The organism is Paraburkholderia sediminicola (assembly GCF_902859805.1).
Classification (GTDB): domain Bacteria; phylum Pseudomonadota; class Gammaproteobacteria; order Burkholderiales; family Burkholderiaceae; genus Paraburkholderia; species Paraburkholderia sediminicola.
On record NZ_CADIKC010000001.1, the window covers coordinates 1,357,828 to 1,383,388 of the forward strand.

At 62.4% G+C, this 25,561-nt stretch carries 26 protein-coding genes; 12 read left to right on the top strand and 14 right to left on the bottom strand.

The genetic code is table 11. From position 1 onward, the window contains the following. Positions 1-671 precede the first annotated feature (671 nt). Positions 672-1,709 (top strand): HAF repeat-containing protein, encoded by a 1,038-nt coding sequence (locus R8871_RS06065; protein ID WP_246287418.1) that lies wholly within the window; start codon positions 672-674, stop codon positions 1,707-1,709. Between the two features lie 119 nt (positions 1,710-1,828). On the opposite strand, the gene R8871_RS06070 is transcribed toward R8871_RS06065, so the two are convergent. After that, entirely contained in the window at positions 1,829-2,467 is a 639-nt protein-coding gene (locus tag R8871_RS06070) for a dihydrofolate reductase family protein (RefSeq protein ID WP_175049501.1), read from the bottom strand. A gap of 420 nt (positions 2,468-2,887) precedes the next feature. Here R8871_RS06070 and R8871_RS06075 point away from each other — a divergent pair, with 420 nt between their 5' ends. Together R8871_RS06075 and R8871_RS06080 are read left to right on the top strand one after the other, a co-directional pair. Next, positions 2,888-3,580 carry an aspartate/glutamate racemase family protein gene (locus R8871_RS06075; RefSeq protein ID WP_246287420.1) on the top strand — a complete coding sequence of 231 codons (693 nt, stop codon included), beginning with the start codon at positions 2,888-2,890 and terminating at the stop codon, positions 3,578-3,580. 6 nt (positions 3,581-3,586) lie between these two features. Beyond that, positions 3,587-4,393: an aminoglycoside phosphotransferase family protein gene (locus R8871_RS06080; protein ID WP_175049502.1), complete on the top strand. Its 807-nt coding sequence runs from the start codon at positions 3,587-3,589 to the stop codon at positions 4,391-4,393. A gap of 79 nt (positions 4,394-4,472) precedes the next feature. On the opposite strand, the gene R8871_RS06085 is transcribed toward R8871_RS06080, so the two are convergent. Together R8871_RS06085 and pdxR are read right to left on the bottom strand one after the other, a co-directional pair. Next, positions 4,473-4,805, bottom strand: coding sequence for a hypothetical protein (locus R8871_RS06085; protein WP_175049503.1), 333 nt, complete (start codon positions 4,803-4,805; stop codon positions 4,473-4,475). A 224-nt stretch (positions 4,806-5,029) separates the two neighbouring features. After that, positions 5,030-6,541, bottom strand: coding sequence for a MocR-like pyridoxine biosynthesis transcription factor PdxR (pdxR, locus tag R8871_RS06090; protein ID WP_175049504.1), 1,512 nt, complete (start codon positions 6,539-6,541; stop codon positions 5,030-5,032). A gap of 109 nt (positions 6,542-6,650) precedes the next feature. Here pdxR and R8871_RS06095 point away from each other — a divergent pair, with 109 nt between their 5' ends. Further along, on the top strand, positions 6,651-7,391 hold the full coding sequence (locus tag R8871_RS06095) for a GNAT family N-acetyltransferase (RefSeq protein WP_175049505.1): 741 nt from the start codon (positions 6,651-6,653) through the stop codon (positions 7,389-7,391). Between the two features lie 112 nt (positions 7,392-7,503). Here the strand turns inward: R8871_RS06095 and R8871_RS06100 are convergent, their stop codons facing one another. Both R8871_RS06100 and R8871_RS06105 read right to left on the bottom strand, forming a co-directional pair. Next, complete coding sequence (locus R8871_RS06100) at positions 7,504-8,040, bottom strand: GNAT family N-acetyltransferase (protein WP_175049506.1); 537 nt, start codon at positions 8,038-8,040, stop codon at positions 7,504-7,506. Positions 8,041-8,223: 183 nt separating this feature from the next. After that, the gene (locus R8871_RS06105; protein WP_175049507.1) at positions 8,224-9,090 is read right to left on the bottom strand and encodes a LysR family transcriptional regulator; all 867 of its coding nucleotides are present in this window, start codon (positions 9,088-9,090) and stop codon (positions 8,224-8,226) included. A gap of 127 nt (positions 9,091-9,217) precedes the next feature. Between R8871_RS06105 and R8871_RS06110 the strand changes: the two genes are divergently transcribed. The 6 genes from R8871_RS06110 to R8871_RS06135 all read left to right on the top strand — a co-directional run bounded on the left by R8871_RS06110 (position 9,218) and on the right by R8871_RS06135 (position 14,037). Next, positions 9,218-10,174, top strand: a complete 957-nt coding sequence (locus R8871_RS06110; protein WP_175049508.1) for an AEC family transporter — start codon at positions 9,218-9,220, stop codon at positions 10,172-10,174. A gap of 116 nt (positions 10,175-10,290) precedes the next feature. Next, complete coding sequence (locus R8871_RS06115; protein ID WP_175049509.1) at positions 10,291-11,130, top strand: AraC family transcriptional regulator; 840 nt, start codon at positions 10,291-10,293, stop codon at positions 11,128-11,130. A 253-nt stretch (positions 11,131-11,383) separates the two neighbouring features. After that, complete coding sequence (locus R8871_RS06120; protein WP_175049510.1) at positions 11,384-12,349, top strand: quinone oxidoreductase family protein; 966 nt, start codon at positions 11,384-11,386, stop codon at positions 12,347-12,349. A gap of 55 nt (positions 12,350-12,404) precedes the next feature. Further along, a complete protein-coding gene (locus R8871_RS06125; protein ID WP_175049511.1) occupies positions 12,405-12,581 on the top strand; it encodes a DUF1427 family protein in 177 nt (58 codons plus the stop codon). 184 nt (positions 12,582-12,765) lie between these two features. After that, entirely contained in the window at positions 12,766-13,344 is a 579-nt protein-coding gene (locus tag R8871_RS06130) for a DUF4337 domain-containing protein (protein ID WP_175049512.1), read from the top strand. A gap of 75 nt (positions 13,345-13,419) precedes the next feature. Then, on the top strand, positions 13,420-14,037 hold the full coding sequence (locus tag R8871_RS06135; RefSeq protein WP_175049513.1) for a LysE family translocator: 618 nt from the start codon (positions 13,420-13,422) through the stop codon (positions 14,035-14,037). 16 nt (positions 14,038-14,053) lie between these two features. On the opposite strand, the gene R8871_RS06140 is transcribed toward R8871_RS06135, so the two are convergent. The 5 genes from R8871_RS06140 to R8871_RS06160 form a co-directional block, all read right to left on the bottom strand. Continuing rightward, positions 14,054-15,331 carry an RNA polymerase sigma factor gene (locus R8871_RS06140; RefSeq protein ID WP_175049514.1) on the bottom strand — a complete coding sequence of 426 codons (1,278 nt, stop codon included), beginning with the start codon at positions 15,329-15,331 and terminating at the stop codon, positions 14,054-14,056. 4 nt (positions 15,332-15,335) lie between these two features. After that, positions 15,336-15,743: a VOC family protein gene (locus tag R8871_RS06145; RefSeq protein ID WP_175049515.1), complete on the bottom strand. Its 408-nt coding sequence runs from the start codon at positions 15,741-15,743 to the stop codon at positions 15,336-15,338. An 82-nt stretch (positions 15,744-15,825) separates the two neighbouring features. Beyond that, positions 15,826-16,353, bottom strand: coding sequence for an SRPBCC family protein (locus tag R8871_RS06150; RefSeq protein WP_175049516.1), 528 nt, complete (start codon positions 16,351-16,353; stop codon positions 15,826-15,828). Positions 16,354-16,414: 61 nt separating this feature from the next. Then, positions 16,415-16,828, bottom strand: a complete 414-nt coding sequence (locus tag R8871_RS06155) for a YciI family protein (protein ID WP_175049517.1) — start codon at positions 16,826-16,828, stop codon at positions 16,415-16,417. 155 nt (positions 16,829-16,983) lie between these two features. Continuing rightward, a complete protein-coding gene (locus R8871_RS06160) occupies positions 16,984-17,337 on the bottom strand; it encodes a YciI family protein (RefSeq protein ID WP_175049518.1) in 354 nt (117 codons plus the stop codon). 263 nt (positions 17,338-17,600) lie between these two features. On the opposite strand from R8871_RS06160, the gene R8871_RS06165 reads away from it, so the two are divergent. After that, on the top strand, positions 17,601-17,756 hold the full coding sequence (locus tag R8871_RS06165; protein ID WP_407673123.1) for a glycine zipper 2TM domain-containing protein: 156 nt from the start codon (positions 17,601-17,603) through the stop codon (positions 17,754-17,756). Positions 17,757-18,036: 280 nt separating this feature from the next. Beyond that, positions 18,037-20,001, top strand: a complete 1,965-nt coding sequence (locus R8871_RS06170; protein ID WP_175049520.1) for an Ig-like domain-containing protein — start codon at positions 18,037-18,039, stop codon at positions 19,999-20,001. Positions 20,002-20,041: 40 nt separating this feature from the next. Here the strand turns inward: R8871_RS06170 and R8871_RS06175 are convergent, their stop codons facing one another. The 4 genes from R8871_RS06175 to R8871_RS06190 form a co-directional block, all read right to left on the bottom strand. Beyond that, entirely contained in the window at positions 20,042-20,323 is a 282-nt protein-coding gene (locus tag R8871_RS06175; protein ID WP_175049521.1) for a hypothetical protein, read from the bottom strand. A 146-nt stretch (positions 20,324-20,469) separates the two neighbouring features. Continuing rightward, complete coding sequence (locus R8871_RS06180; protein WP_175049522.1) at positions 20,470-20,820, bottom strand: copper-binding protein; 351 nt, start codon at positions 20,818-20,820, stop codon at positions 20,470-20,472. After that, positions 20,817-24,023 (bottom strand): efflux RND transporter permease subunit, encoded by a 3,207-nt coding sequence (locus tag R8871_RS06185; protein ID WP_175049523.1) that lies wholly within the window; start codon positions 24,021-24,023, stop codon positions 20,817-20,819. Before R8871_RS06185 ends, R8871_RS06180 begins: the two co-directional genes overlap by 4 nt. Then, positions 24,020-25,561: an efflux RND transporter periplasmic adaptor subunit gene (locus tag R8871_RS06190; protein ID WP_175049524.1), complete on the bottom strand. Its 1,542-nt coding sequence runs from the start codon at positions 25,559-25,561 to the stop codon at positions 24,020-24,022. The genes R8871_RS06185 and R8871_RS06190 overlap by 4 nt, the downstream gene beginning before the upstream one ends.

Genomic DNA, 25,561 nt, shown 5'->3' on the forward strand with positions numbered 1-25,561 from the left:
AGTGCTTGCAGTCTAGGCCGAGGTCGGTGCGCAATTAAGTGCTTGCGGAACAAAACAATGTTGAAAAAATAAGTACAAACCCTTAGACCCCTGCATCACGCACGCAGCGGCTTGCGTTCGCCCCGCCGTCCACATCACCATGACCTCAACTCCCGTCCCAATCAAACAGCTAACGTTCGCACATTCGGCGCAAGAGGTCATACAGGTAGAGCGCTCAAACCCGAGCGAGCTTTTAACCCGCCATCAAGCAAAGGCAAGTGATCGCAATTTTGTATTGTCATTAATTTGCCTCAATATTTAATAAGTTGAAACAAGGCATTCCATAGACTAGAGTGGTCGGTAACTTCTATCTGCATACATATTCGAATCTCCAATACGGAAAGCGGATGACAGGCCATCTCGTCATTGATCACGGTGGCCCATGCTGGATCAGCTCTCACGCCTGGATTGTGCCAACCAGCAATCCTCACTAACCATGGCCGCTTTCAGATGAAAGCCAGCGCAATTTATCTCGGTACAGACGCGCGAACCGCATATATATGCAGATTTTTATTTCGCAAAAGACTCGACTTTATTTCGATTTGCGTCGATATCGAGACGCAAGGTGTGCCCTATTGTGCCGCATATGAATTTATCGCGATTCGGGTTTTATTCGAGGAAAGGGGATCACTATGCAATCCGCATGCAAGATGATTAGCAACGTGCGCTACGCTCGCGGCGCCCTGATTGTTTTCACTCTGATCGCGGTCGCTGCATTTCAGCCTGCCGCAGGCCAAAGTCTCACCATCAAAGATCTCGGCGCGCTCCCCGGTCAATATAACTACAGCAACGCGCTCGGGATCAACGAGCGCGACCAGGTGGTCGGCTACTCGATCACGGCCGGTGGGAACACGCACGCCTGTCTGTTTGAAAACGGGGTGGTGACCGATCTGGGCACGTTCCCTGGTGGCAGCTACAGCTCAGCTAGCGCGATCAACGATCGTGGCCAGGTGGTCGGTTCCTCGAGCACCGCGCGCGGGAGTTCGCACGCCTTTCTGTTCGAACACGGGGTGATGACCGACCTGGGTACGCTACCCGGCGGCGACGTCAGCGGAGCTAACGGGATCAACGAGCGCGGCCAGGTGGTTGGTCTAGCGTCCAACCTACGCGGGTACATTCACGCTGCCCTGTTTGAAAACGGCGTGGTGACCGACTTGGGCACGCTCCCCGGCGGCAGCGATAGCGGAGCTTTGGGGATCAACGATCGCGGCCAGATAGTCGGCTATTCGTCCATCGCAGGTGGGTACGCGCACGCCTTTCTGTATGAACACGGGGTGATGACTGATCTGGGCACGCTCCAGGGGAATAACGGCATCAGCCATGCTCAGGCGATCAACAATCGCGGCCAGGTGGTCGGCATATCGTCTACCGCAAGCGGGGACGTGCACGGCTTTCTGTATGAAAAGGGGGTAATGACTGACCTGGGCACGCTCCCCGGTCTCAACGACAGTAACGCTTTTGGGATCAACAATCGCGGCCAGGTAGTCGGCGAATCGGATGCCGGAACCAACCCGTACTTGCCGCACGCGTTTCTGTTTGAACATGGGGCGATGACTGACCTGGGCACGCTCCCCGGGGACAACTTCAGCGAAGGTGTCGGGATCAACGAGCGTGGCGACATCGCTGGCAACTCCACGTTGCACGCTATCCTTTGGACACGAAAAAAATGATTGCCGGTCTCTAATGGTTAGCAAATCATGTTGAAATTGTGGGACGAACATGGCCAACGGTCCGGTTCAGCGGCGGCCCGCGCAACGAACCGTTCGCTGCAACCGATCGTTAGGCACCCTCACTGACGCACATAGCGCAAGTGCGTGGCAGCCGGGCCATCCAGAACCCTGTCAATGCGAAACTGCGGCCCGGGCTCGCGCAGGTTCTCGAAGAGACGTCGCCCGCTGCCGAATAACACCGGTGACAAGGCGATTTCAAGCTCATCAACAACACCCATGGCCAGGTACTGCTGGATCACATCGGCTCCGCCCGCGATACGAATATCGCGATTGCCGGCAGATTCCCGAGCCAGCTCAAGGGCACGCTCGGGCCCGTCATTGATGAAGTGGAAGGTCGTCCCACCCGGGCGCACCCAGGGTTCGCGTTTCTCATGAGTAAGAACGTACACAGGTTTGTGAAACGGAGCTTCCTCTGGCCACGCACGCTCACCTTGTTCGAACATTCGCTTGCCCATAATGTTGGCGCCGATTCGCTCCGTCGTGCTGCGAAGCAGGTCATTGACCGGGCCGGTCTCTCCCCCTGGTCCGAGCTTGAGGTTCTCGCGGAAGTACTGTTGATTGAAGATCCAGGCCATCAGTGCACCCCACTTAGCGCCCCAGTTCTTGTACTCGGGCGTCTCCCAATGTTCCATGGTCATTCCTTCCGGTGCCATGTAGCCATCGAGACTAAGTCCAATGTTGACGAATACTTTGCTCATGATTCTCCTCTCGCATGTTCGGATGTCGACCTAACTTTGACGACTGCCGGTTAACTCCGCAGCTAGAACTAGAGATACATCGAATGAGATGAGATAGCTGCGCCATTTTGACTTCTGCCGAGCCGCTTATGCAGGTAATACCAAGCATGTTTGCCGCAGAACGCCTCAAATCGACCAAACTCACTATAGCCTGGCCTCAGGTAAAAGCACGACCGAAGACGACCGTCACGCCCACTTTAAGCACGCAGCTTGGCCTTCATACATAGCTGCAAATAGTGAAGGAGATCGTCGTCGTAACGGGCGCTATATTTTCCGTAGTCGATGAACTCGTAGTAAATGTTCATCGCCTGAATAAATCGTCTCTCGCTCCTGCCGCCGGATTAGAGAAGTATCCAGACGAGTAGCCATTTCCAGGCGAGAATGCAAAACCATGACAACCCGCTGGAGAAAGAAACCGTGCGCATCGTCTGTTTGCACACCGCTGACAGCAACATCGCCTTGTTCGATGCGGCTGCCCGCGCCGCCGGATTCGAGGCGCTCGAGTTGACGCACGTGGTCCGCGCCGACTTGCTCGCGGGCGCCGAGCAGGCCGGCGGCTTGACCGAGGCGATCGCGTCGCAAACCCGCGAGGCGCTCCTCGCGCTCACGGACAACGCCCACGCCGTGTTGCTCAACTGCTCGACGCTCGGCCCATCAGTGAACGACGCCCTAGCCGCGCAAGCCGCACCGGTCCCCGTTTTACGCGCCGATGCCGCGTTGGCTCAACACGCGGTGGAAAGCGGCGGCAAGGTTGTCGTGCTATGCACCGTATCCACAACACTCACCCCGACCACTCGCCTGTTCGCTGAAGCCGCCATGCACACCGCCGCGGAAGTTGACGTTCAGTTGGTGAGCGGCGCATGGGACCGTTTCAGAGCAGACGACACAGCAGGCTATCTGTCCATGATCGCCACCGCTGCGGATGTAGCCTACGAAAACGGCGCGGACGTCGTAGCGTTTGCACAAACATCGATGGCCGGAGCAGCCTTGTTGGTCGCGGGCGAAGCGAAGCCTCTGACCACACCGGCCATCGCTCTCGCCGCTGCAGTGCACGCAGCCACACTCGCAGCTTGAAACGCGATGTTCGCTGAGTACCTCGTCAAATGGGACTTACTGCCGGACGGCGAGCCGATTCGCACGCATAGCAGCCGGCTGCTGCCGGTGCGCCAGCATGGCGTCGCCGCGATGCTAAAAGTTGCGCAGGAACCCGAAGAGAAATTCGGCGCGCAACTGATGGTGTGGTGGGACGGCGACGGCGCGGCCCGCGTGCTCGCCCACGATGCCGACGCCCTGCTGTTGGAGCGCGCCCAAAACAATCATGCGTTAGCGGATCAGGCCCGCACGGGCGACGTTGAAGCAGACGACCACGCCATCGACATCCTCTGCGCCGCTGCGGCGCGACTCCACGCACCACGTAACAAACCGTTGCCCGACCTGATCGGCTTGCCACGCTGGTTCCAGAGTCTCTGGCCCGCAGCGCAGCAATACGGCGGCTGGCTCTCCGACTGTGCTGCGACAGCGCAAGCCCTACTCGCCGCGCCGCAAGACCCTGTCGTGCTGCACGGCGATATTCATCACGGCAACGTCCTCGATTTCGGCGCGCGTGGCTGGCTGGCGATCGACCCGAAAGGTCTCTACGGCGAACGCGGCTTTGACTACGCGAACATCTTCTGCAATCCGGACGAGTCGTCCGCGCTGGCGCCTGGACGGTTCGAGCGTCGCGTCGAACGCGTAGCGCAAATCGCGGGGCTCGACAGACACCGTCTGCTGCAGTGGATCCTCGCGTGGTCAGGTTTGTCCGCGGCGTGGATTCTCGAAACGGGCGAGACGCCGGACATCGATATCGACATCGGCAAAAAGGCGGCCGAAGCGTTGAAGCGGAAGTGATCGCTGGGAACTGAAGAGGAGAGGAAACTGCCCTGAGCGGCAGCCCGCAAGCCGCCGCCCAAGTCCTACGTCAATTAAATTAATGCGGAGCTTTACCGTTGGGCAGGGCGTCCAGCGGTTTGTGCTGTTCTTCACCGAGTCCCGGGAAGAACGCGTTCCATGCGGCGCGCACACCCTGAGCCGCGGTGGCCTCCGCGCCAATCGATTCTGCCTCGCCGTCCGCAGCTTTCGAAGGGTCAGAGGAAAGACCGCGCCAGTGCGTGAACACCAGCAGCGGTTTCTCGGTCCATACACCGTCGCCATATTTCGCAAATGCCGTGTCGCCGCTCGTCAACTGCACCTCGTACCAGCCTTCATGGACAGGCGTATGGGCAGCAAGCTCAAACCAGGCGGTCGGTTCGATTTCCTTCATGTCGTCTCCGGTCGGATAAATCGTCAAAGATAACCACAAGCAAGGCATTCTTCATGCCCGAACCCGGTAGTGGCCCGGCCGGCGCGCGACGCATGTCACGCGGTGCTGCAGGGCGGTGTGCTGGGCATGACCTGCGGGCGATTCGTCGACGTCGCGCACTCCGAATTCGCCGCGCATAAACGACACGATAGCGCGACATAGGCCGCGCGGACAAACGTAAAAAGTTACACAGCGCGCCGGGTTGTCGACCGGCTACCCGACTCGCCCGTCATATCCCGCACCAGCGTGGCCAATACGCGAACAGCGAGCGCCAATTGTTCGGCTGACGTGCTGCCGTAGCCGATCACCAGCCCGTTCGTCTCCTCGCGCTGCTGCAGTGCAAAACCCGACAACGCACGCGGATTGAGCCGCCTGGCAAGCGCGCGCTCGGCGAGGGTCCGATCAGAAATAGGCGGCGGCAAGCGAACCGTCAGATGCATGCCGCAATTGCCGCCCAGAATCTGCGACGGCGCGAAATGCATGGTGAGCGCATCGCGCAGCGCCTGCTGGCGCTCCCGATACAAACGCCGCATGCGGCCCAGATGCCGCCCGAATTCGCCGCTATCGATGAAATGTGCGAGCGCCAGTTGTTCCAGACGATGTCCGCCGCGCAGCATCTCCTGCAACGCGACGGCCGTGTGCGCGGCGATCACGCGCGGCAACACCACGAAGCCGATACGCAGCGCCGGAAACATCGTTTTGCTGAATGAGCCGACGTACAGAACCGGCGCGTCCTCGACCAGCCCTTGCATGCTGGCAATCGGCTCGCCGGTATGGCGGAATTCGCCGTCGTAGTCGTCCTCGATCAACCACGCGCCGCAGCGGCGCGCCTGCGCGATCAGTTCAAGCCGGCGCGCCACCGACAACACCGCGCCGGTCGGATACTGATGCGCGGGCGACGTGTAGATCAGCCTGGGAGGATGCGTGCGCCACGCGTCGGGCGGTACCGCGATGCCTTCGGGATCGACCGGCATCGGCAGCATGCGCAGATCACCGAGGTTGAAAGCGGCCTTCGCGCCGCGATAGCCCGGATCTTCAACCCACGCGATGTCGCCCGGATTGGTGAACAGCCGCACACACAGGTTCAGCGCTTCCTGCGCGCCTTCGGTGATGACCACCTGCGACCCCTCGCAGCGCACGCCGCGCGCCATCCGCACATGCGCGGCGATCGCGTCGCGCAGCGCCGGTTCGCCCGCCGGGTCGCCGTAGCCGAGCGCAAGCGGCAACGCGCGCTCCATCGAACGTTCGAGCGCGCGCCGCCAGGCGGCCAGCGGAAAGCGGTCCAGCGCGGGCGTGCCGGGCGTGAGCGGTAACGTGTTGTCGGCATGGGTGCGAGTCGCCGCGAATTGGTCGACGCGCGCCGCGTACGCGACCTTCGGCGCAGCCGACGATGTCCGCGTTTCACCGCGAGCCGAAGGGCTGGAGAGCGAACTCACGCGCGTGCCCTTTTTGTCGGCCACCACATAACCGACCGCGGCCAGATGCTCGTACGCGATCACCACCGTGTTGCGCGACACGCCCATTTCCGCCGCCAGCAAGCGCGAGGACGGCAGCAGCGACCCCGCCGGCAAACGCCCTGTGAGGATCGCCTGTTGCAAGCGTTCGATCAGCTGCTTTTGCAGCGGCACAGACTTTTCACCGTTGCCCGCGGTGGCCCCGGCGGCCGGGCTGGCGAGCGGACCAATGATTTCGATCATCCTGGCTGGACCTATCAAATGCTGTTCTGCTGGATCTTTTTAACATACCACGTTTGCCGTATCGTTCTCCATAAGCATCGACCATCCAACTATCGACAGGAGAGCAGACATGGAACCCAGACGTAATGCGTTCGAGCAGCCGATTGGCGTCCCCGTGCCGGATTGGAAAGGCGCCCAGGCGCCGGGCCGCGAGCCGCTGGTGGGCAGCTATTGCCGGATCGAACCGGTGGACGTCGAACGCCATGCGGCGGACCTGTACGAAGCCTACAGCTCGGCGCCCGATGGCCGCGACTGGACCTATCTGACGGTCGGCCCGTTCGAGAGCCTCGCCGCGTATCGCGAACATCTGACGCGCATGGCCGCATCGCCTGATCCGCTGCACTATGCGGTGATCGATCTGGCCACCGGCAAAGCGATCGGCACACTCGCGCTGATGCGCATCGACCGGGCGAACGGCGTGATCGAAGTCGGGCACGTCACCTATTCGCAGCGCCTGAAACGCACGCGCATCGCCACCGAAGCGATGTTCCTGCTGATGAACCATGTGTTCGACGACCTCGGCTATCGCCGCTTCGAATGGAAGTGCGATTCGCTCAATGAACCATCGCGCACGGCGGCGTTGCGCTATGGCTTCACGTTCGAAGGGATCTTCCGGCAGGCGATCGTGTATCGCGAACGCAACCGCGATACCGCGTGGTTTTCGATCATCGACAGCGAATGGCCTGCGCTGCGTCCGAGCTACGCACGCTGGCTCGACGCCGGCAATTTCGATGCGCAGGGCAAGCAGGTCAACCGGATGGTGGACCTGATCGCACGGCAGCGGGCAGCGGTGGATGAAAGCAGTCGATAAGGCAACCCGTTGCGGGCTGGTTGCGAGCCGGCCAGAAGGTTGGCTCGGGCCGGCTCGTCGATCCCAGGACTTCAGAGACTAAATAGACTTCCGGCGAGTGCCGTGCGACGACTCAGGCAACGCCTGCCGTTCGCCGCAGCACGATGGTCGGGTTGCCTTTGTACGTCGTGCGAAGCTGCTCACGGTAACCGCACTTGCGCGCGACGTTCAGCGAAGGCTGGTTTTCCGGCGCGATGATGCAGGCCGTCTCGCCGTCAGGCCAATTCGCGTCGGCCCAATCGAGCGCCGCGCGCACGGCTTCGGTCGCGTAGCCGCGGTTGTGGACGGCAGGGTCCAGCGCCCAACCTATTTCCGGCGTATCGAGTAAAGAAGGCTCGATCTCGCGGTGGTAGTCGGCAAAGCCGACTTCGCCAAGGAACCGGCCACTGTCCTTTTCCCGCACCACCCAATAGCCGTATCCCAGCATCGCCCAATGCCCGGCATAGCGCAGCAGGCGCGCCCAGACTTCTTCGCGCGTAAACGGCTTGCCGCCGATGTAGCGGATCACTTCGGAATCGGACCACATCGCATAGCTCTCGAGGAAATCGTCGCGCGCGTGCGGACGCATGATCAGGCGGTCGGTGGTGAGAAGCGTGGGGGGGTTGGACATAGGCGGGCGGGTGGTTGGCGTAGACGCTATGAGGTTGAGAAGGGTTGAAGAGTGCCTGGGATGATCGCAGATTTTTTGCGCGCCGGGTTCACCGCCAAAAAGCAGGACACCATGCGCTATCCAGCCGATCCGGCCGACCCTGCAAACGCCACCGACCATCTCGCGAATTCATGAAGCCACCCCTCACACCATCTCGAGAAACCTTGCCAGACACGGATTGCGATTGGCCGGCGACCACGCCAGCACCTGCTCGATCAGCGGCGCATCGAGCAGCGGCCGGAACACCACGCCCGCGAGTTGTGCTTTGCGCATCGAGGCCGGCACCAGCGCTACCCCCACTCCTTCATCGACGAGACTGAGCACGGTCTGCTGCAACTGCACTTCGAAGCGGATATCCGGTTCGAAGCCGCCTGAGCGGCAATGCTCGAGAATGGCCGTGCGCAAGCTCGGCGCGACTTCCTCGGACGCCAGCACGAATGGCTCGCCCGCCAGTTGCGCGATCTTCAGACGCCGCGCGCGTGCGCGCGGATGGTTGCGCGACAGCGCAACGCACAAAGGCTCGCGGAGAATCGTCCGGGTCACGATGCCCTTGTCGGGCACGCCTGGAAACATGATCGCGGCGTCGATCTGGCCGGCCAGCACTTGCGCAGCAAGATCGTTCGACACGACCTCACGCAAATTCAAGGCAACCTCGGGAAACGCAGCGCCGAACGCGCGCGCATAGCCGGGCACGACGTTGTACGCAGCGCACATCGTGAAGCCGATGGCGAGCTTGCCAGCGTCGCCATGCGCCGCCGCCTGGGCATTGCTGACGGCCTGCTCCACCGACGCCAGGATCGCCTTCGCATCGGCGTAAAAACGCTCGCCCGCTGCGGTCAATGTGACGCTGCGCGGACTGCGTTCCAACAGCGTCACGCCCAGATTCGCCTCCAACGCCGCCAGTTGCCGGCTTAAAGGTGGCTGCGACAGATTCAGGCGCGCCGCCGCGCGGCCGAAATGCCGCGTCTCGGCGAGTGTCACGAAGTAGCGTAACGGCTTGATATCGATCACGACGCCCCCGTGCTGAATGACGATGCAGAAAAGGTATTGTTGATGGCAGAAAACAGTATTGGATTGTATCAACGCAAGCCACTACGCTGGCGCATCGCTCCCTGCGCCCACGCTCTTCTTTAAATCGATGTTAGCTACTCTCGAGATTCTGCTTCCCGTGTTCGGCCTGATTTTCGCGGGCTTTGCATGCCGTCGGCGCGGCGTGCTCGGGCCGAACTCCGCGTCCGAACTGAACCGCTTCGTCGTCTGGCTGGCGCTGCCGGCGCTGCTATTCGACACGATGGCGCATGCCACGTGGCAACAGCTTTATCAGCCGGCCTTCGTCGCGGCGTTTTCGATCGGATGCCTCGGCGCGTTTCTGCCGATTCTCGCCATGCGTATGATCGGCGGCCGGCATCTGGCCGACGCGAGCGTCGATGCGATTGCAGCGTCGTATCCGAATACAGGCTACATCGGCTTTCCGCTCGGCATGATCGCGTTCGGCTCGGCCAGCCTGACGCCGACCACGATCGCCACGATCCTCGTCGCGTGCGTGCTTTTTGCGCTTGCCATCGTGCTGATCGAAATCGGCCTGCAGACCGAACGCACGCCGCACAAGCTGGGGTTGAAAGTGTTGGGCTCGCTGGCGCGTAATCCGTTGATCGTGTCGCCGATCCTGGGCGTGCTGTTCGCGAGCACCCATGTGGCGTTGCCGCAAAGCGCGGAGACGTTTCTGAAGCTGCTGAGCGGCGCCGCCAGTCCGTGCGCGTTGGTCAGCCTTGGCCTGTTCCTCGCGGAAAAGCGCCCGTCCGAGGCGGGTGCGGGTGCGGGTGCGGGCGGCATCTCGCTGCTGCTGACCGGCGTCAAGCTGCTGGGGCAGCCGGCGCTGACCTGGTGGCTCGCGGCGCGCGTGTTCGGGCTCTCGTCAGCGCTGGTCGAGATGGCTGTTGTGCTGGCCGCGTTGCCCACCGGCACTGGCCCATTCATGCTGGCGGAGTTCTACCGACGCGAGGCGCACATCACGTCGCGCACCATTTTGCTGTCGACGGTGGGGTCGGTGGTGACCCTTTCGTTGCTGCTGCTGGTGATGGGGCATCGCACGTAAGCGAAGCCCGAGAATATCCGGCTCGCCGCGCCTCGCGCTATGCTTCGCACACGGACCACCAAGGTCCGTGCTCTGCATCTGTGTAGAGCCAGGAGCAAACAGCGAACCGAACCGCCGTGCCCAAAGCCCGCCCACCCGAACTTCACGACGACGCCGACGCCCGCTCCCTCGCGCGGCGCTATCCGCGTGGGCTGCGCATCGACCCGCATTCGCACACGTGGGCGCAGGTGCTCTATGCGGTATCCGGCGTGATGTGGGTCGAAGTCGGCCGGGAGGCGCTGGTGGTGCCTCCGCAGCGTGCGGTCTGGCTGCCGGCCGGCACCGTTCACTCGATCCACATGATGAGCGAGGTGGAGATGCGCAATATTTATCTCCACGAGCGCAACGTCGGCCATCTGAGTCGGCGCAGCGACGTGTTCGAGATTAACGGCCTGCTGCGCGAACTCATCACATCGATTGCGGAATACGAGCGCACCCATGTTCGCGACGAAACCTATCTGGAAGCCGCCTATCGTCTCGCGATGCTGGAGCTGGAGCACGCGCCGCGCTCGTCGCTGCGCATCGCGCTGCCCGATGCTTCGGACCGGCGGCTCGATGCGCTGTGCCGCGCGGTGATCGACAACCCGTCGATCGCAATCAGCTTCGAACAGCATGCGGCCTCGGTCGGCGCTAGCGTGCGGACCTTGGCGCGCCTCTTCACGCGTGAGTTGGGCGTGGGCTTTGCCGAATGGCGGCGTCAGGTGCAACTGGCAGTGGCCGTGTCAGGCCTCGCCGAAGGACGCTCGGTCAGCAGCATTGCGCGCTCGCTGGGCTTCCAGCCGAGCAGCTTCAGCGACATGTTCCGGCGCGAGTTGGGCGCGCCACCGACCGGCTTCGATCCCAGCGGCACGCTCAGCGAGGCGGCTTCTGAAGCTTCGCCAGAGCAGGCGCAAGACAAGCTATCCACTGACGGATAAGTTATACGCGCTGACGGTAGCAAGATTCGCCCTTGTGCAGCTAAGCCAGCGCTCGCTGGCGGCCTAACGAATCGCGCCAACAGTCGCACCGTTCAACGTCGGCCAGACGACGCCCAGCACGACCCGTAAGCCGCCGCACAGCACGCCTTGTCCGAAATTCGAAAGTCTTTGTCTCAACGCCTTTGTACCGGTCATCTAGACTACGCTCATCGGCTGCACGACGCAGCGCAAGACCTGACAGGAGTGACACGCAATGAAAGCGATTCAGTTCAAGACTTTCGGCAACCCCGAGGTGCTCGAATACGTCGATCTGCCAACGCCCCAAGCCGACGCGGACAGCGCCGTCGTGCAGGTCAAGGCGGCCTCGGTGAATCCGAGCGACGTCAAAAACGTGTCCGGCCATTTCGACCACACTGTCCTGCCGCGCACGCCGGGACGCGATTTCAGCGGCGTCGTGACAGCCGGTCCCGCCGAATGGCTCGGCGCCGAAGTCTGGGGCACGGGCGGCGATATCGGCTTCACGCGCGATGGCACGCACGCCCAGTTCATCAAGATCCCGCTCGCCGCGCTGTCGCGCAAGCCGACCACGCTCAGCCACACCGAGGCCGCCGCGATCGGCGTGAACTTCGTGGTCGCGTGGCTCGGCACGGTCGAGTACGCAAACCTGCAAGCCGGCGAGACGATTGCCGTCATCGGCGCTGGGGGCGGTGTTGGCGGCGCGGTGGTGCAGATCGCAAAAGCGCGGGGGGCTCGCGTGATCGGAGTCGACCGTCATCCGCTTTCCGCCGACACGCCCGCAGGCCGACTGATCGACGACTACGTTCCGTTCGACGAAAACGCAGCCGAAGCTCTCAGAGCGCTAACCGGCGGCGCGGGCGCGGACGTGGTGTACGACACGGTCGGCGGCGTCGCCTTCGAGACGGCACTGAGTCTCGTCAAGCGCCGCGGCCGGGTGCTGGAAATCAGCGCCACGGGCAAACGCCGAGTGGAATTCGACCTGATCGATTTTTACCACAACGAAACGCAACTACTCGGTGTGGACAGCGCCAAGCTGGGCGTCGCCGAATCGGCGCCGTTGATGACGGCGCTGGTGGAAGGCTTCGAAAGCGGCAAGCTGCAAGGGCCGGCCATCGCGCAGGAATTCCCGCTCGAACGGGCACGCGAGGCCTACGAATCGGTGGCCGCCGGCACACGCGGCCGGGTCGTCATCACGATGTAATTGCCGACATGACCGGCGGGCGTGGCTGCCCGCATTTCAGATGGGTACGAACAACATGAAAGCGTATTTGATCTCGCTTGTCGCCGGCGTCGTGGTCGGTTTGATCTACAGCGTGATGCAGGTGAAGTCGCCCGCGCCGCCGACAGTCGCGTTAGTCGGCTTGCTCGGCATGCTGGCCGGCGAGCACGTGATCCCGTTCGTGCGGACGTGGCTATCCGTCGGTATTCACTGACGCGCTCCCATTAACGCCTGCCATCGACCTCTCTTCGCACCGATCGCTTTTCCGTCACCGGGCGCAGCACGCTAAGATGGAGCCCGCCGGGTTGGCGAGCCGCGCTTGCAGCTTCGCCCGCGCATGGGCCACCGACATGCGCGCCGCCCGGAGACCACAAGAAAAGCCTGGCTCGGAGAATCAGATGTCTGAAGAATATGAAGTGCATGGTCCGCACGACCATGCGGTTGAACACGCTGGCCACCACGACGAGGACCCGTTTGCGAGCCGCATGGCCGTAATGACAGCGATCCTCGCGACGATCGGCGCGCTGTGCGCCTACCAGAGCGGCAACAGCGAAAATCTGGCGCTGTACTACAAGAACGAAGCCGCCATTAAAAAGACCGAAGCGTCGAATCAATGGAACTACTACCAGGCCAAGGGCGAGAAAGAGAACCTCGCTGAACTCGGTGCGGCGCTGTCGCTCGGCAACGCGGATGCGCACGCAAAGTTCGCCGCCGACGTCGACAAATACAAGCAGCAGAAAGAGCCGATCCGCGCGAAGGCTGAAGCGATCGAAAAGGAAGTCGTGGACAACGACGCTAAAAGCGAAGCGCTGCTGCACGGCCATCATCGCTGGGCACAGGCCACGACCTTGATTCAGGTGGCCATCGCCCTCTGCGCGATTACGTTGCTGACCCGCAAGAAATGGCTGCGCAATCTGTCATTCGGGATTGCAGCTGCGGGGGTGATCACTGCCGCTGTGGCGTTCTTTTCGGCGTGATTGCGCGGACGAAGCAGCGAGAGCGGTTTGCGCTTACGCTACGCTTTGCCGGATAGCTGAATTAAGGAGCAGTGTGTGATTGATGGGTCCGCAGTTCTAGGCGTTTTCTCCGTGTACATAGCCGGCGTGGTGATCCCCGGCCCGAACTTCGTTGCAGTGGCGCACAAAGCCGCATCGGCAACGCGTATCGAGGCGCTCGCCATGGTCGCCGGCATCGTGCTGGTCAATCTGTTCTGGGCGAGTTGCGCGATTCTCGGCGTGGGTATCGTGTTCACCGCGTTTCCATGGCTGGCGCTCGCAGTGAAGATCGCGGGCGCTGCTTACTTGATCTGGTTCGGTGGACGCCTCATCGCAAACGCATCCGCGAGCAAACCTGCGCAAAGCATGCAGGCTTCGACCGGCGGCTTTCGGCAAGCATTCGCACAAGGCTTCGCGACCAACATCGCGAATCCGAAGTCGATGGCGTTCTTCGCCGCGGTGTTCTCGTCCGCCGCGCCGCCGCATGTCAGCGTGGGGACATTTGCCGCGATGCTCGGCATGGTCTGCGTGGTCGCGAGCAGCTGGTATGGGTTCGTCGCGCTCACGTTGTCACATGCGCGGATCGCGTCGGCGTACCGGCGCTGCAAGGCGTGGATCGATCGGGTATGCGGCGGCCTGATCGTCGCGCTGGGCGTGCGTCAGTTGATCCGGTAAGTTACTGACGTACGGTTCAATGCGCACGGCCGCGCGCAGCACGCTCGAGCAACAGTTCACGCTCGCGCGCATTGCGCGTCATGCCGGCAGCGCGTTCGAATTCGGCGCACGCCTCTTCCACCCGGCCGAGTTTCTCCAGCAGATCGCCGCGCACGCTTGGCAACCAGTGATAGTTCGCGAGCGCCGGATCGGCGGCGAGCGCGTCGACGATTTCCAGACCGGCAGCCGGTCCGAACGCCATGCCGACGGCGACTGCCCGATTCAACTCCACCACCGGCGAAGGCGTGACCTGCGCCAGCGCGTCGTACAACGCGACGATCTGCGCCCAATCAGTCTCTTCGGCACGGCGGGCACGCGCATGGCACGCGGCCAGCGCTGCCTGCAGCGCATACGGCCCGCTCGCGCCGCCCAACGCGTGCGAGGTGCCGAGCGCGGCCAGCCCGCGGCGGATCAGCAACGGGTCCCAGCGGCTGCGGTCCTGGTCGAGCAGCAGCACCGGCCGCCCTTCGGCATCGGTACGCGCGTGCGTACGCGAGGCCTGAATTTCCATCAACGCGACGAGGCCATGCACTTCGCTTTCGTCCGGCACGAGCCCGCTCAGCACACGCCCCAGCCGCAGCGCTTCCTCGCACAACGCCGGACGCATCCAGTCGTCGCCGGTTGTGGCCGAATAACCTTCGTTGAAAATCAGATAGATCACCTGCAGCACCGACGCGAGGCGCGGCGCACGTGCATCCGCCTGCGGCACCTCGAACGGCACCTTGGCCGCCGATAACGTGCGTTTGGCCCGCACGATACGCTGCGCGATGGTCGGCTCGGGCACGAGAAACGCGCGCGCAATTTCGTCCGTAGTGAGGCCGCCGAGCAGGCGCAGCGTCAGCGCGACACGTGCGTCCGTGGACAACACCGGGTGGCACGCCGTGAACACGAGGCGCAGCAGGTCGTCGCCGATATCGTCGGCGCGTGCGGCATCGAGCGTATCGACGAAATCCGGCACGAGGTGCGCCTCCATTGCGTCGAGATCATGGCCCAACTCCTCACGCTTGCGGGCATGCAGCGCCTCCTGGCGCAAGCGGTCGAGAGCGCGGTTCTTCGCGGTCGCCATCAGCCACGCTCCCGGGTTGTCGGGCACGCCCGCATCAGGCCAATGTTCGAGCGCCGAGACCAGCGCGTCCTGCGCCAGCTCTTCAGCGAGCCCCACATCACGCACGATTCGCGCAACGTGGGCGATGACCTTGGCGGATTCGATCCGCCAGACTGCCTCGATGGCACGATGGGTGGCCGGTTTTGTCACGGGATCAACCCGCTGCCTTGGCGTTCGGATCCATGTAGATCAGCTCCCAGATGTGTCCGTCGATATCTTCGAAGCCGTGCCCGTACATGAAACCGTAGTCCTGCGGCGCGCGCGGCACCGTGCCGCCGGCGGCGAGCGCCTTCGCGACCAGCGCATCCACCTCGCCCCTGCTTTCGCACGAGAGGCCCAACAGCGCCTCGGTGCTTTCCTTCGGATTGCAAAGCGACTTGCGTGTGAAGGACTTGAACAGATCCTTGACCAGCAACATCGCGTAGAGGTTCTCGCCGAGAATCAGACAGGCGGCTTGCTCGTTGGTGAATTGCGCCTCGAAGCTGAAACCGGTCGCGCTGAAAAATGCCTTCGACCGTTCGAGATCGTCGACAGCGAGATTGACGTAGATCTGCTTATGCATGATGAAATCCAGTGATCGGGTTGTGGGCCGCGGGGCGTCGCAGTGCTTCACACCGCGCCACGCATACAGCGATCCCGCGTACTCAACTCGCCTCGGCCAACGTTTTCAGATTGCTCAGGCCGTCTTCGAAATCCTTGCCGACCATGCGGTCCATGCTGACGAACACCTGCATCAGCTTCGACAGAAACGGCGCCGGCCCATGCATCGCCCAGGTGACCTGAGTCGCGCCGGCCTCCGGCTTCAACGTGAAATCGGCGATGTTATGGGCTTCGAACGGCTTGATGAAATCGAGGTTCATCGTGACGTTCGCCGGCGCCGCCGTGTCGACGATCTCCATCTGCCCCACACCGACCTTTTCGCCTTGCCACGCATAGCGCGCACCCTTGCCGCTCGGCGTGCCGCTGTAAGTGCCCTGCGCCGCGGGATCCTTGCGCAGGAACGGATTCCAGCGATTGAACTGGTGCAGGTCGTCGATCAATCCGTAGACCCGCTCAGGCGGCGCATCGATGCGCACGCTGCGTTCGATGCGAAAGGTGTCGGGCCGCGTTGCCGCGTAGATGAGCAGCAGACCCACCGCCGCAACGATGGTGATCAGAATGACTTTGAGCATGATGAATCCTCTCGATGTGGCCGGATCGGCGCCTCGTTTGGCGGTCGGATCGGCGTCGCGATTAATGTTTGGCTGCGTCCAGCTTGCGGAAGCGGTCCACTTCCGGGCTCGGTTCGAAGTCCTCGAGTTCATACAGTTGCCGCACTTCGATTTCGCCTTCGGCCTGCTCGCCGAATGGCGCCGGGAAGCGCCGCGCCCATTCCATGGCTTCTTCGCGGGAGCGAACCTGAATCAGCGTGTAGCCGGCGATCAGTTCCTTGGTTTCCGCGAACGGGCCATCGATCACCGTGCGCTTGCCTCCGCTGTAGTGAATGCGCCAGCCTTTGGAACTCGGTTTCAGCCCGGTTGCGTCAAGGAGCACACCGGCTTTGGCCAGTTCTTCATGGTAGGCGCCCATCGCGGCCATCAGGGCTTCGTCCGGCGAGCCGCCGGCTTCGCTGACGGCCGTCGCCTTCACTATGATCATGAATCGCATCGCAATCGCTCCCAGGGTGGTGTGTAGTTGGTGGAGAGCCGTTATCTGTTTGCTGGCTCCTTACTCACACGACGAGCGATGCGCGGCCAGATCGACATGTTTGTCGTTAGCCTAGGGAAAACCCCCAGAAAATAGCTACAAATGGGCGAACCCGCTCACAGGAAACAAGGCCCGAGCTTGCGGACTTCGACCGTGCACCACGCCGCCGCCGGGCAGGCTTGCGCGATCGCCACCGCTTCTTCGCGGGTTTCAACATCGAGCAGGTAGAAGCCGCCGATCATTTCCTTGGCTTCGGCGAACGGACCATCGAGCAGTTTCGCTTGACCGTCGCGCACCTGCACGCGCACGGCGTCATTCGTGGAGGTCAGCGCTTCGGCTGCGACCAGCTTGCCGCGTTCTTTGAGGCCGTTGGCGAAACGCACCATCTGGTCATAAACTTCGCGCCCTGCCTGCTCACCGCGTTCAACGCGTTGATTCAGGGGTTCGACGATAAGCAGCATGTAAGACATGGCGTCTCCAATTGATCGCGCCGTGGGCGTGAACGCCAGCGAGGCGTACAACAGCAAGAGCGCGCTTACAGTTAGGTTGCGAAAGGCAGTCTAGCAAGCGCGAATGACTCCAGCAAACCCGTTTCACTGCCCGGACACCCACGGACCGCAAGCCCTACGGACACTCGTAATACCGATGCGGCACGTGGATTGCTGCTGCGGGTGTATCGATACACATCCGAGGTGACATCATGCGAAACCGATCTGGTCTGGGCGTTATTGCGATGGCATTGGCGTTACTGACATTGATGGCCGGCTGCACCCTTGGCGGCGCGGCAGCAGGTGGCGTTATCGGCAACGAGGCAACCAATCACAGTACTGTCGGCACGGTCGGCGGCGCGGTAGCCGGCGGGATTATCGGACACGAGTTGGGCAAGTAATTAGCGCCTGAACCGTTTGAAGCAATTCGATCAGAGAATATGACGGGTTCGAAAACGCGATCACCCTTCATATTCTCCTATTCAGCTACGTCTCCACGCGACACAACAACGCCACTTTGAAGTATTCTCCCAACGCTTAAGCGCGCGTCGTGTATGGATTAAAAGCAGCAAATAATCCGCTTTCAATCCGATAAACCGGCGCGGCAAATGCAATCAAACTTATCGGCATAATCTGCCGGCATAACAAACGAATCATATAAACAGGGCATCGGGGAAATTCATGCATCGATCGTTAGTGCGTAGCGGCGTCGCGGCCGCAGTGGCCTTTGCGTTGTTCCAACTCAGCGGTTGTGGCGGCGGCAGTGGTTCCAGTTCAGCCTCGTCGAGCACCCCGACAGTCACGGCCACCTCGGTGAACGGCACGGTCGCCACCGGCAGCGCCGTCGTGGGCGCAACCGTCACGCTGACCGATGCAACCGGCGCTCAGGCCACGGCAACCACCAACACGCAGGGTGCGTACACGATCTCGGTGAAGGGCATGACCGCGCCGTTTCTGATCGTCGCCACCGACGCCGCCGGCCTCTCTGCCCCGCTCGTCTCCGTGCTCGCCAAATTGCCGAATGGCACGGCGCCGGCTGTCGCCAACGTCACCACGCTGACCACGGCGATTGCCGCCATGCTGACCGCTTCAGGCAACCCGCTCGACCTCGCGTCCACCACGGCACTCGCCAAAGTGACGCTGCCGTCCGTGCAGATCGCCACCATCACGCTCGACACGATGCTGACGAAAATCCTCACGCAGAACGGCATTCTGACGGCGGGCTTCGATCCCATTGGTACAGCCTTTACGCCGAACCACACCGGCGCCGATGCGGTGATCGATACGGTCTCGGTCGTGTCGGCCGCCAACGGCGGCCTGTTGCTGCTATCGAACGCGGCGCCGGGCACAACCATCGCACTGAACAACCAGACCACCCAATCGATCGCGCTGGCAGCGCCGTCCGCGGCGGCCAACTATCTGGAGCCGCTTGCGTCCCTGCTGACTGCCTGCGCGGCGACCGGCACGCTCAACACATCATGCTCGCCGGCCATCGACTCGGCCTACCTCGAAAGCGGCTCGACCGATCTGGCCGTAGCCCACGGTCTGTCGGAAGCGACCTTAACGGGTGCGGTGTTCGGTTCGCCGAAGACGCTCGCCTTCTTCACACGCAACGGCAAGCAGCTTGCGCTCGTGCAGTTGCCGTTCACGCTGGCGAGCGGCACGGCAGCCGGTGTCCTCTACACCATCGCGCAACAGCTCTCCACGCCCGTCACGCTCGCCAACGGCACGCAACTCGGCTGGGATCTGATCGGCAATCAGTCGCAATTCGCTGTGGCGATCACGTCGCAAATCCAGCGCCGCACCTTCCTTGACTCGAAGCTGAGCGATGTGAACAGGTACGAGTCGGGTCTTAAGATTGCGATTCCGACTACTTCGAATCCGACGGTGTATTCGGCTTCTGTCACCGGACCTGGCCTCGCTGCGCCGATCTGGCTGATGCAGCGCAATGCGCTCGGCATCAGCTCACTGGGTCTGTCAGATCAGGCATTGAGCGCGGCGCCGGTTTCGCCGGCGACGACCAGCAGCAATACGGAGCTGTATCGCTGGTCATGGCAATCGCTGTCGTCCACCGCGAACTTCACGCCGGCGGCTTCGAGCGGCTACTACTCGGCGCAATCCATCGACGCGAGCACCGTGCCGCTCTATTCGACCTACACCGTGACGTTCTACGACCAGAACGGCGCGCAGCTCGGCCAGTCGTCGATCATCAATCCGGGCAGCCCGTTGAACGCGGCGGCGGGTAGCACGGTTGCGTGGCCAACGCTGCTGTCGGACTTCGCGACCCAGTTCCTCACGCCAGCCGGATCGCTGGCCGGCGTGCAGTACGCGATGAGCGTGACGTGGTCGAGCCTCGTGAACGGACAGAATCTCGCCTATCCGGTGACGTCCGTGCAGATTCAGGCCTCCCCCGGAACGAGCACCGGCTCGGCGACTGCAATCAATGGCTTCTCGATTGGTGCGCCGAACAACACCACGGTCGGTCAGTATCAAACCACCGTCTTTGCAGGAGTCAATGCCGCGGGTGTACAGACTTGCACGAACTGCCCGTTCCCGGCGTTGACGTCCGGTGGTTCGCGGCTCGTGCAATTGGGTGGTGGACGGAATGGAACCGTGTTCTACGACATGACGCAGTACAACGATTAGAGCAGGACAAACAGGAAACACCTGCCCATCGCAGCGGCTTTCATGCAGCCGGCAACAGCGATCGGGCCTGCTCGAGAAGCGCGTGGGACGCAGCAAACTCGTTGCGTCCCGCCATCGTCAGTGCAGCGTGGCCGGTGCTCGCGAACAGTTCGTCGTTGGACGTTACGACTGCATTCGAACCGGAACCCGGCTGGTCGTATCGGCGAAAGAACGCGAGCATCTGGAACGCGTCGAGTCGCCAGTCCTCTGGACCGGCCTTGGCCAGAAGCTCTGCGGCGGCTGCCAGTTGCCGCGTGACGGCGAGGAATTCAGAGCGTTCCATGACATCTGCCTCCTTGTGAGTCGCCGCCACCGGGCGTGCTGAGAGTCTAGCGCAGGAATTCAATCGTCCACCCACCCAGCCCCAGCCGCAGACCTGCAAACTCGCAGGCCCAAGTAACAAGCCCGCGAGTTTGCATCAACAACGCATCACGACGCTTTTTCCAGCTTCACGATGGTCATCGTGCCGTCGACATCCTCAATGCGCACCTTCACCTTGTCGCCTTGGTGAATCTGCTTGATCATCGCGGCATCCTTCGCCTTGAAGGCCATGGTCATGGCCGGCATCCCGACGTTCTGCAGCGCGCCGTGTTTCAGCGTGACCATGCCGGAGGCCGGGTCCACTTTTCTCACCTCCGCATCCGTGAGCGCCGCATTCGACGAGTCCTTTGAAGCCGCCGGCTTCATGGACATGTTCATCCCCGCCATATCGTCGCCCGCAAACGCGGGGGCCGCAGCAACGGCGCCGAAAGCAGCAAACGCAACAATCCATTTCTTCATTGAAGTTCTCCAGTTTGAGTAGTTGGCACGGGTGTGCCGGAAGGTACTGCGTGAGAAAGCTGTACGTCGGGCAGACGTTTCGCGCGGCGGCGTTGCAACAGAAACCACGCTGCGGGAATCACCAGCATCGAAAGGATGGGCGCCGTGATCATCCCGCCCACCATGGGGGCGGCAATGCGCTGCATGACTTCCGAGCCGGCGCCGTGCCCGACCATGATCGGTATGAGACCCGCAAGCACGACCGCGACCGTCATCGCCTTGGGGCGCACACGCTGTACTGCCCCCTCTCGAATCGCATCGAGAAGCAGCGCTTCAGTGAGCGGCTCGCCCGCGTCGAGTCTGCGATTCAACGCGCCCTTCAGGTAAAGCAGCATCACGACACCGAACTCCGCGGCCACGCCCGCGAGCGCAATGAATCCCACGGCTGTCGCGACAGACACGGCATGCCCCAACATCCAGATAAACCAGAGGCCGCCGACCAGCGCGAAGGGCACCGTCGACATCAGCAGCAGCGCGTCACCCACAGAGTTGAACGTCAGAAAAAGCAGTACGAAAATGACCACCAGCGTCACGGGAATGACGGTGCGCAACTTCGCCGCCGCTCGCTCCAGATATTCGAACTGACCGGACCACGCAATCGAATAGCCCGCGGGCAGCGTCACTTTCTCCGCAACCACGCGCTGCATGGCCTGCACGGCCGAATGCAGGTCCGTGTCGCGGATATCGACATACACGTACCCGGCGAGCCGCGCGTTCTCACTGCGAATCATCGGCGGGCCATCGGCAATCGTGATGTGCGCCACGTCCGCCAGCTGGATTTGCGCGCCGCGCTCGGTCACGACTGGCAGCTCGCGCAGCTTCTCGAGCGAATCGCGGATTTCGCGTGGATAGCGGACGTTGATCGGAAAGCGCTCCCGGCCGGCAATCACCTCGCCGACGTTTTCGCCGCCGATCGCGGTGGACACGATCGACTGGATGTCGGCAACCGCGAGGCCGTAGCGTGCCGCTGCCAGCCGGTCGATATCGACGTCGATGTATCGGCCGCCGTTCAGGCGCTCGGCGAGTGCGGACGTCACACCGGGCACGGTCTTGACCGCTGCTTCGACCTGCGTTGCAACCTTGTCGATTTGCCCGAGGTCGGGGCCCGAAATCTTGACGCCAACCGGCGTCTTGATCCCCGTCGACAGCATGTCCAACCGGTTGCGAATAGGCGGAACCCACACGTTCGAGAGCCCCGGCACTTTGACGGTGCGGTCCAGCTCGTCGATCAGCTTCTCCGGCGTCATGCCGGGCCGCCACTCGCTGCGCGGCTTGAACTGAATCGTGGTCTCGAACATCTCGAGCGGCGCGGGGTCGGTCGCCGAGTCGGCACGACCAGACTTGCCGAACACGGTCTGCACCTCCGGAACAGTCTTGATGAGCCGGTCGGTCTGCTGCAGCAGTTCACTCGCTTTCTCCGTCGAGATGCCGGGCAGCGCGGTCGGCATATACAGCAGATCGCCTTCGTCGAGCGGCGGCATGAATTCGCCGCCGAGCCGCGAAAGCGGAATCGCCGACGCTGCGAGTGCAAGCACCGCCAGACCGATCGCGACCCACGGCCGACGCAACGTCGCCTCCAGCAACGGGCGATATAGCCGGATCAGCACGCGGTTGATCGGGTTCGCGTTCTCGTGCGGGATGCGGCCGCGGATCAGCAAACCCATCAACACCGGCACCAACGTCACCGACAGCCCCGCCGCCGCCGCGATCGTGTAGGTCTTCGTGAACGCCAGTGGAGAAAACAGCTTGCCTTCCTGGCCTTCGAGCGAGAACACCGGAATGAACGACAGCGTGATGACGAGCAGCGAGAAGAACAGCGCCGGCCCGACCTCCGCGGCCGCCGTGGCTATGAGTTCCCAACGTTCGGCCGAACTGATCGCCTTGCCAGGATGCGCGTGCTCGTACGCTTCGAGATGTTTGTGCGCGTTCTCGATCATCACGATGGCCGCGTCGATCATCGCCCCGATGGCAATCGCAATACCGCCCAGCGACATCAGATTCGCGTTCACGCCTTGATACCGCATCACGATAAAGGCGGCCAGCACACCCAAGGGCAATGACAGGATGGCGACGAACGCACTGCGCAGATGGAACAGAAAGACCGCGCAGACGAGCCCGACGATAATGAATTCCTCGACGAGCTTGTCCTTCAGGTTATCCACCGCGCGTTCGATCAGCTGTGAGCGATCGTATGTCGTCACGACTTCCACGCCCGCAGGCAGTGAACGCTTCAGCTCGGCGAGCTTGGCCTTCACTGCGTCGATGGTGGTCAACGCGTTCTTGCCGGAACGCATCACAATGACGCCGCCCGCCACTTCGCCCTGACCGTTCAGCTCGGCGATACCCCGTCGCATCTCGGGTCCGATCTGGATACGCGCGACGTCACCCAACAGCACAGGCGTGCCGGCGTCGTTCGTACGCAGAACGACGTTGCGAAAGTCATCGAGCGTGCGCAGGTAACCGGACGAGCGCACCATGTATTCGGACTCCGCCATCTCGACGACTGACCCGCCCGATTCCTGATTCGCCTTGCCCAACGCGTCGGCAACCATCGTCTGCGTGATGCCGTAAGCGCGCAGTTTGTCCGGGTCGAGCACAACCTGATATTGACGCACCATGCCGCCGATGCTCGCGACCTCGGACACATCCGGTACCGACTTCAGTTCGAACTTCAGAAACCAGTCGTTCAGCGCGCGAAGCTGTCCCAGGTCGTGCTGCCCGCTACGGTCGACGAGCGCATATTCGTAGACCCAGCCGACACCGGTCGCATCGGGCCCGAGCGATACTGTCGCGCCCGGAGGCAGCTTGCTCTGCACCTGATTCAAATACTCGAGCACACGGGAACGTGCCCAATACTGGTCGGTTTTGTCGTCGAACAGAACGTAGACGAACGCATCGCCGAATGACGAATACGCGCGAATGGTTTTCGCCCCCGGTACACCCAGCAGCGTTGTGGTGAGGGGATAAGTGACCTGGTCCTCGACGACCTGCGGCGCCTTGCCCGGGTACGACGCCTTGATGATGACCTGCGTGTCGGACAAGTCAGGCAGCGCGTCGAGCGGCGTCTGCATCACCGAGTAGACGCCCCATGCCGTGACGAGCACGGTGGCAAGCAGCACCAGAAAGCGGTTGTAAATCGACCATCTGATAAGACGCGCGATCATTTGGCGCCTCCTACCGGTTCGACTGTCGTCAACTGGTAGCCGCTGTCCGTCTGCCGGAATGCGAAGTGCACTACGTCACCGGGTTTTGCGTCCGGGAAGGCCGTGGGCGATGGTTTGCCGAATGCCATCGTCATCTTGCCCCAGCCCAAAGCCGGGACCGGCTGGTGGGAGAAGGTGATGTCTTCCGCGGTCACCTTTTCGACCCTGCCGGTGGTCTCGTACGTACCGGCCGCACCGGATGCGGATGCTGGCACGGATGCGCTCGCGCCAGCGTTGGCGCTCCCCGCAAGGCGAGGAAGAACCGATTTAAGGCTGGCTTCCGAATCAATCAGAAACTGGCCGGACGCCACGACCTGGTCGCCATCGGTCAAGCCGCTCAGCACTTCGGTTTCGTCGCCTGCATCTTTGCCGACGGTGACATTCACCGGCTGCAAACGGCCATCGCCGTTCCTGACGATAACCACGCTGCGCTTGCCTGTCGTGATGACCGCTTCGGATGGAACAAGCAGACGCGAAGCCGGTTTCTGCGCGCCGACCCGCACGCGCATCAACATGCCCGGCGTCAGCTTGAACGCTGCGTTGTCGATCTCGAGACGCGCCTGCAGCGTGCGGCTGCCCGTGCTGATACCCGGCAGGATTTCGCGGATCTGCCCTTTGAAGTGCTGAGTGGGATCGCCCGCGAATGCCGCGTCCACGGTCATGCCCGGCTGCACGGTCAGCGCAAGAGATTCCGGTATTTCGACGATGAGCCACAACGTCGAGAGCCCGGCGATCTTGGCGAGCGTCTGCCCGGGCGTCACCATGGCGCCATCGCGGACGTTCAGCTCGCTGACCACACCCGTTTCCGGCGAGGTCAGCACGACATGCGTCTGCGCCTTTCCGCTCCGGTCGAGATTCGCAACGACACCATCAGGGATCGACATCGCCCGCATGCGCGCGCGAGCCGCGTCGAGCATGCTGCTGTCCATGCCGCTGCGTTTGAGTGCGAGGTACTCTTCCTGCGGCGCCAGCCAGTCCGGCACGAAGAGCGACGCGATCGGCGCGCCCTTCGTTATCCGTTGCATCGGTGCGTCCGCGTACAGGTGGTCTATGTAGCCCGTGACGCGCGACTGCACCACGGCGGCGCGCGATTCGTCGAATTGCGTGGTTCCGACGGCATCGAAGCCTTCGGTCACCTCCTGCCGTCGCGCCGTTGCGTAGCGGATGCCGAGGTTCTGCTGCAAGCCCGGATCGATTTTGACGCCGCTCGTGCCCGCGTCATCGGCGAAGACCGGTTCGAGCTGCATGTCCATGAAAGGCGACTTGCCCGGCTTGTCGAAATGCTGATTCGGCACCATCGGGTCGTGCCAGTACAGCACCTTGCGCCCCGTCTTCGGGTCGATCTTGTCGCCTGCCGCAGATGTCGCGGCGGGCATCGTAGCGGCAGAAGCCGAACCCGCCTGCGTGGAATGACGCGCGCCGGCCAGGTAGCCTGCGCCTGACAAAGCGGCGGCGGCGAACGCAACGAGAACCGCGCGTGCCAGTTGTTTCTTTTGCAT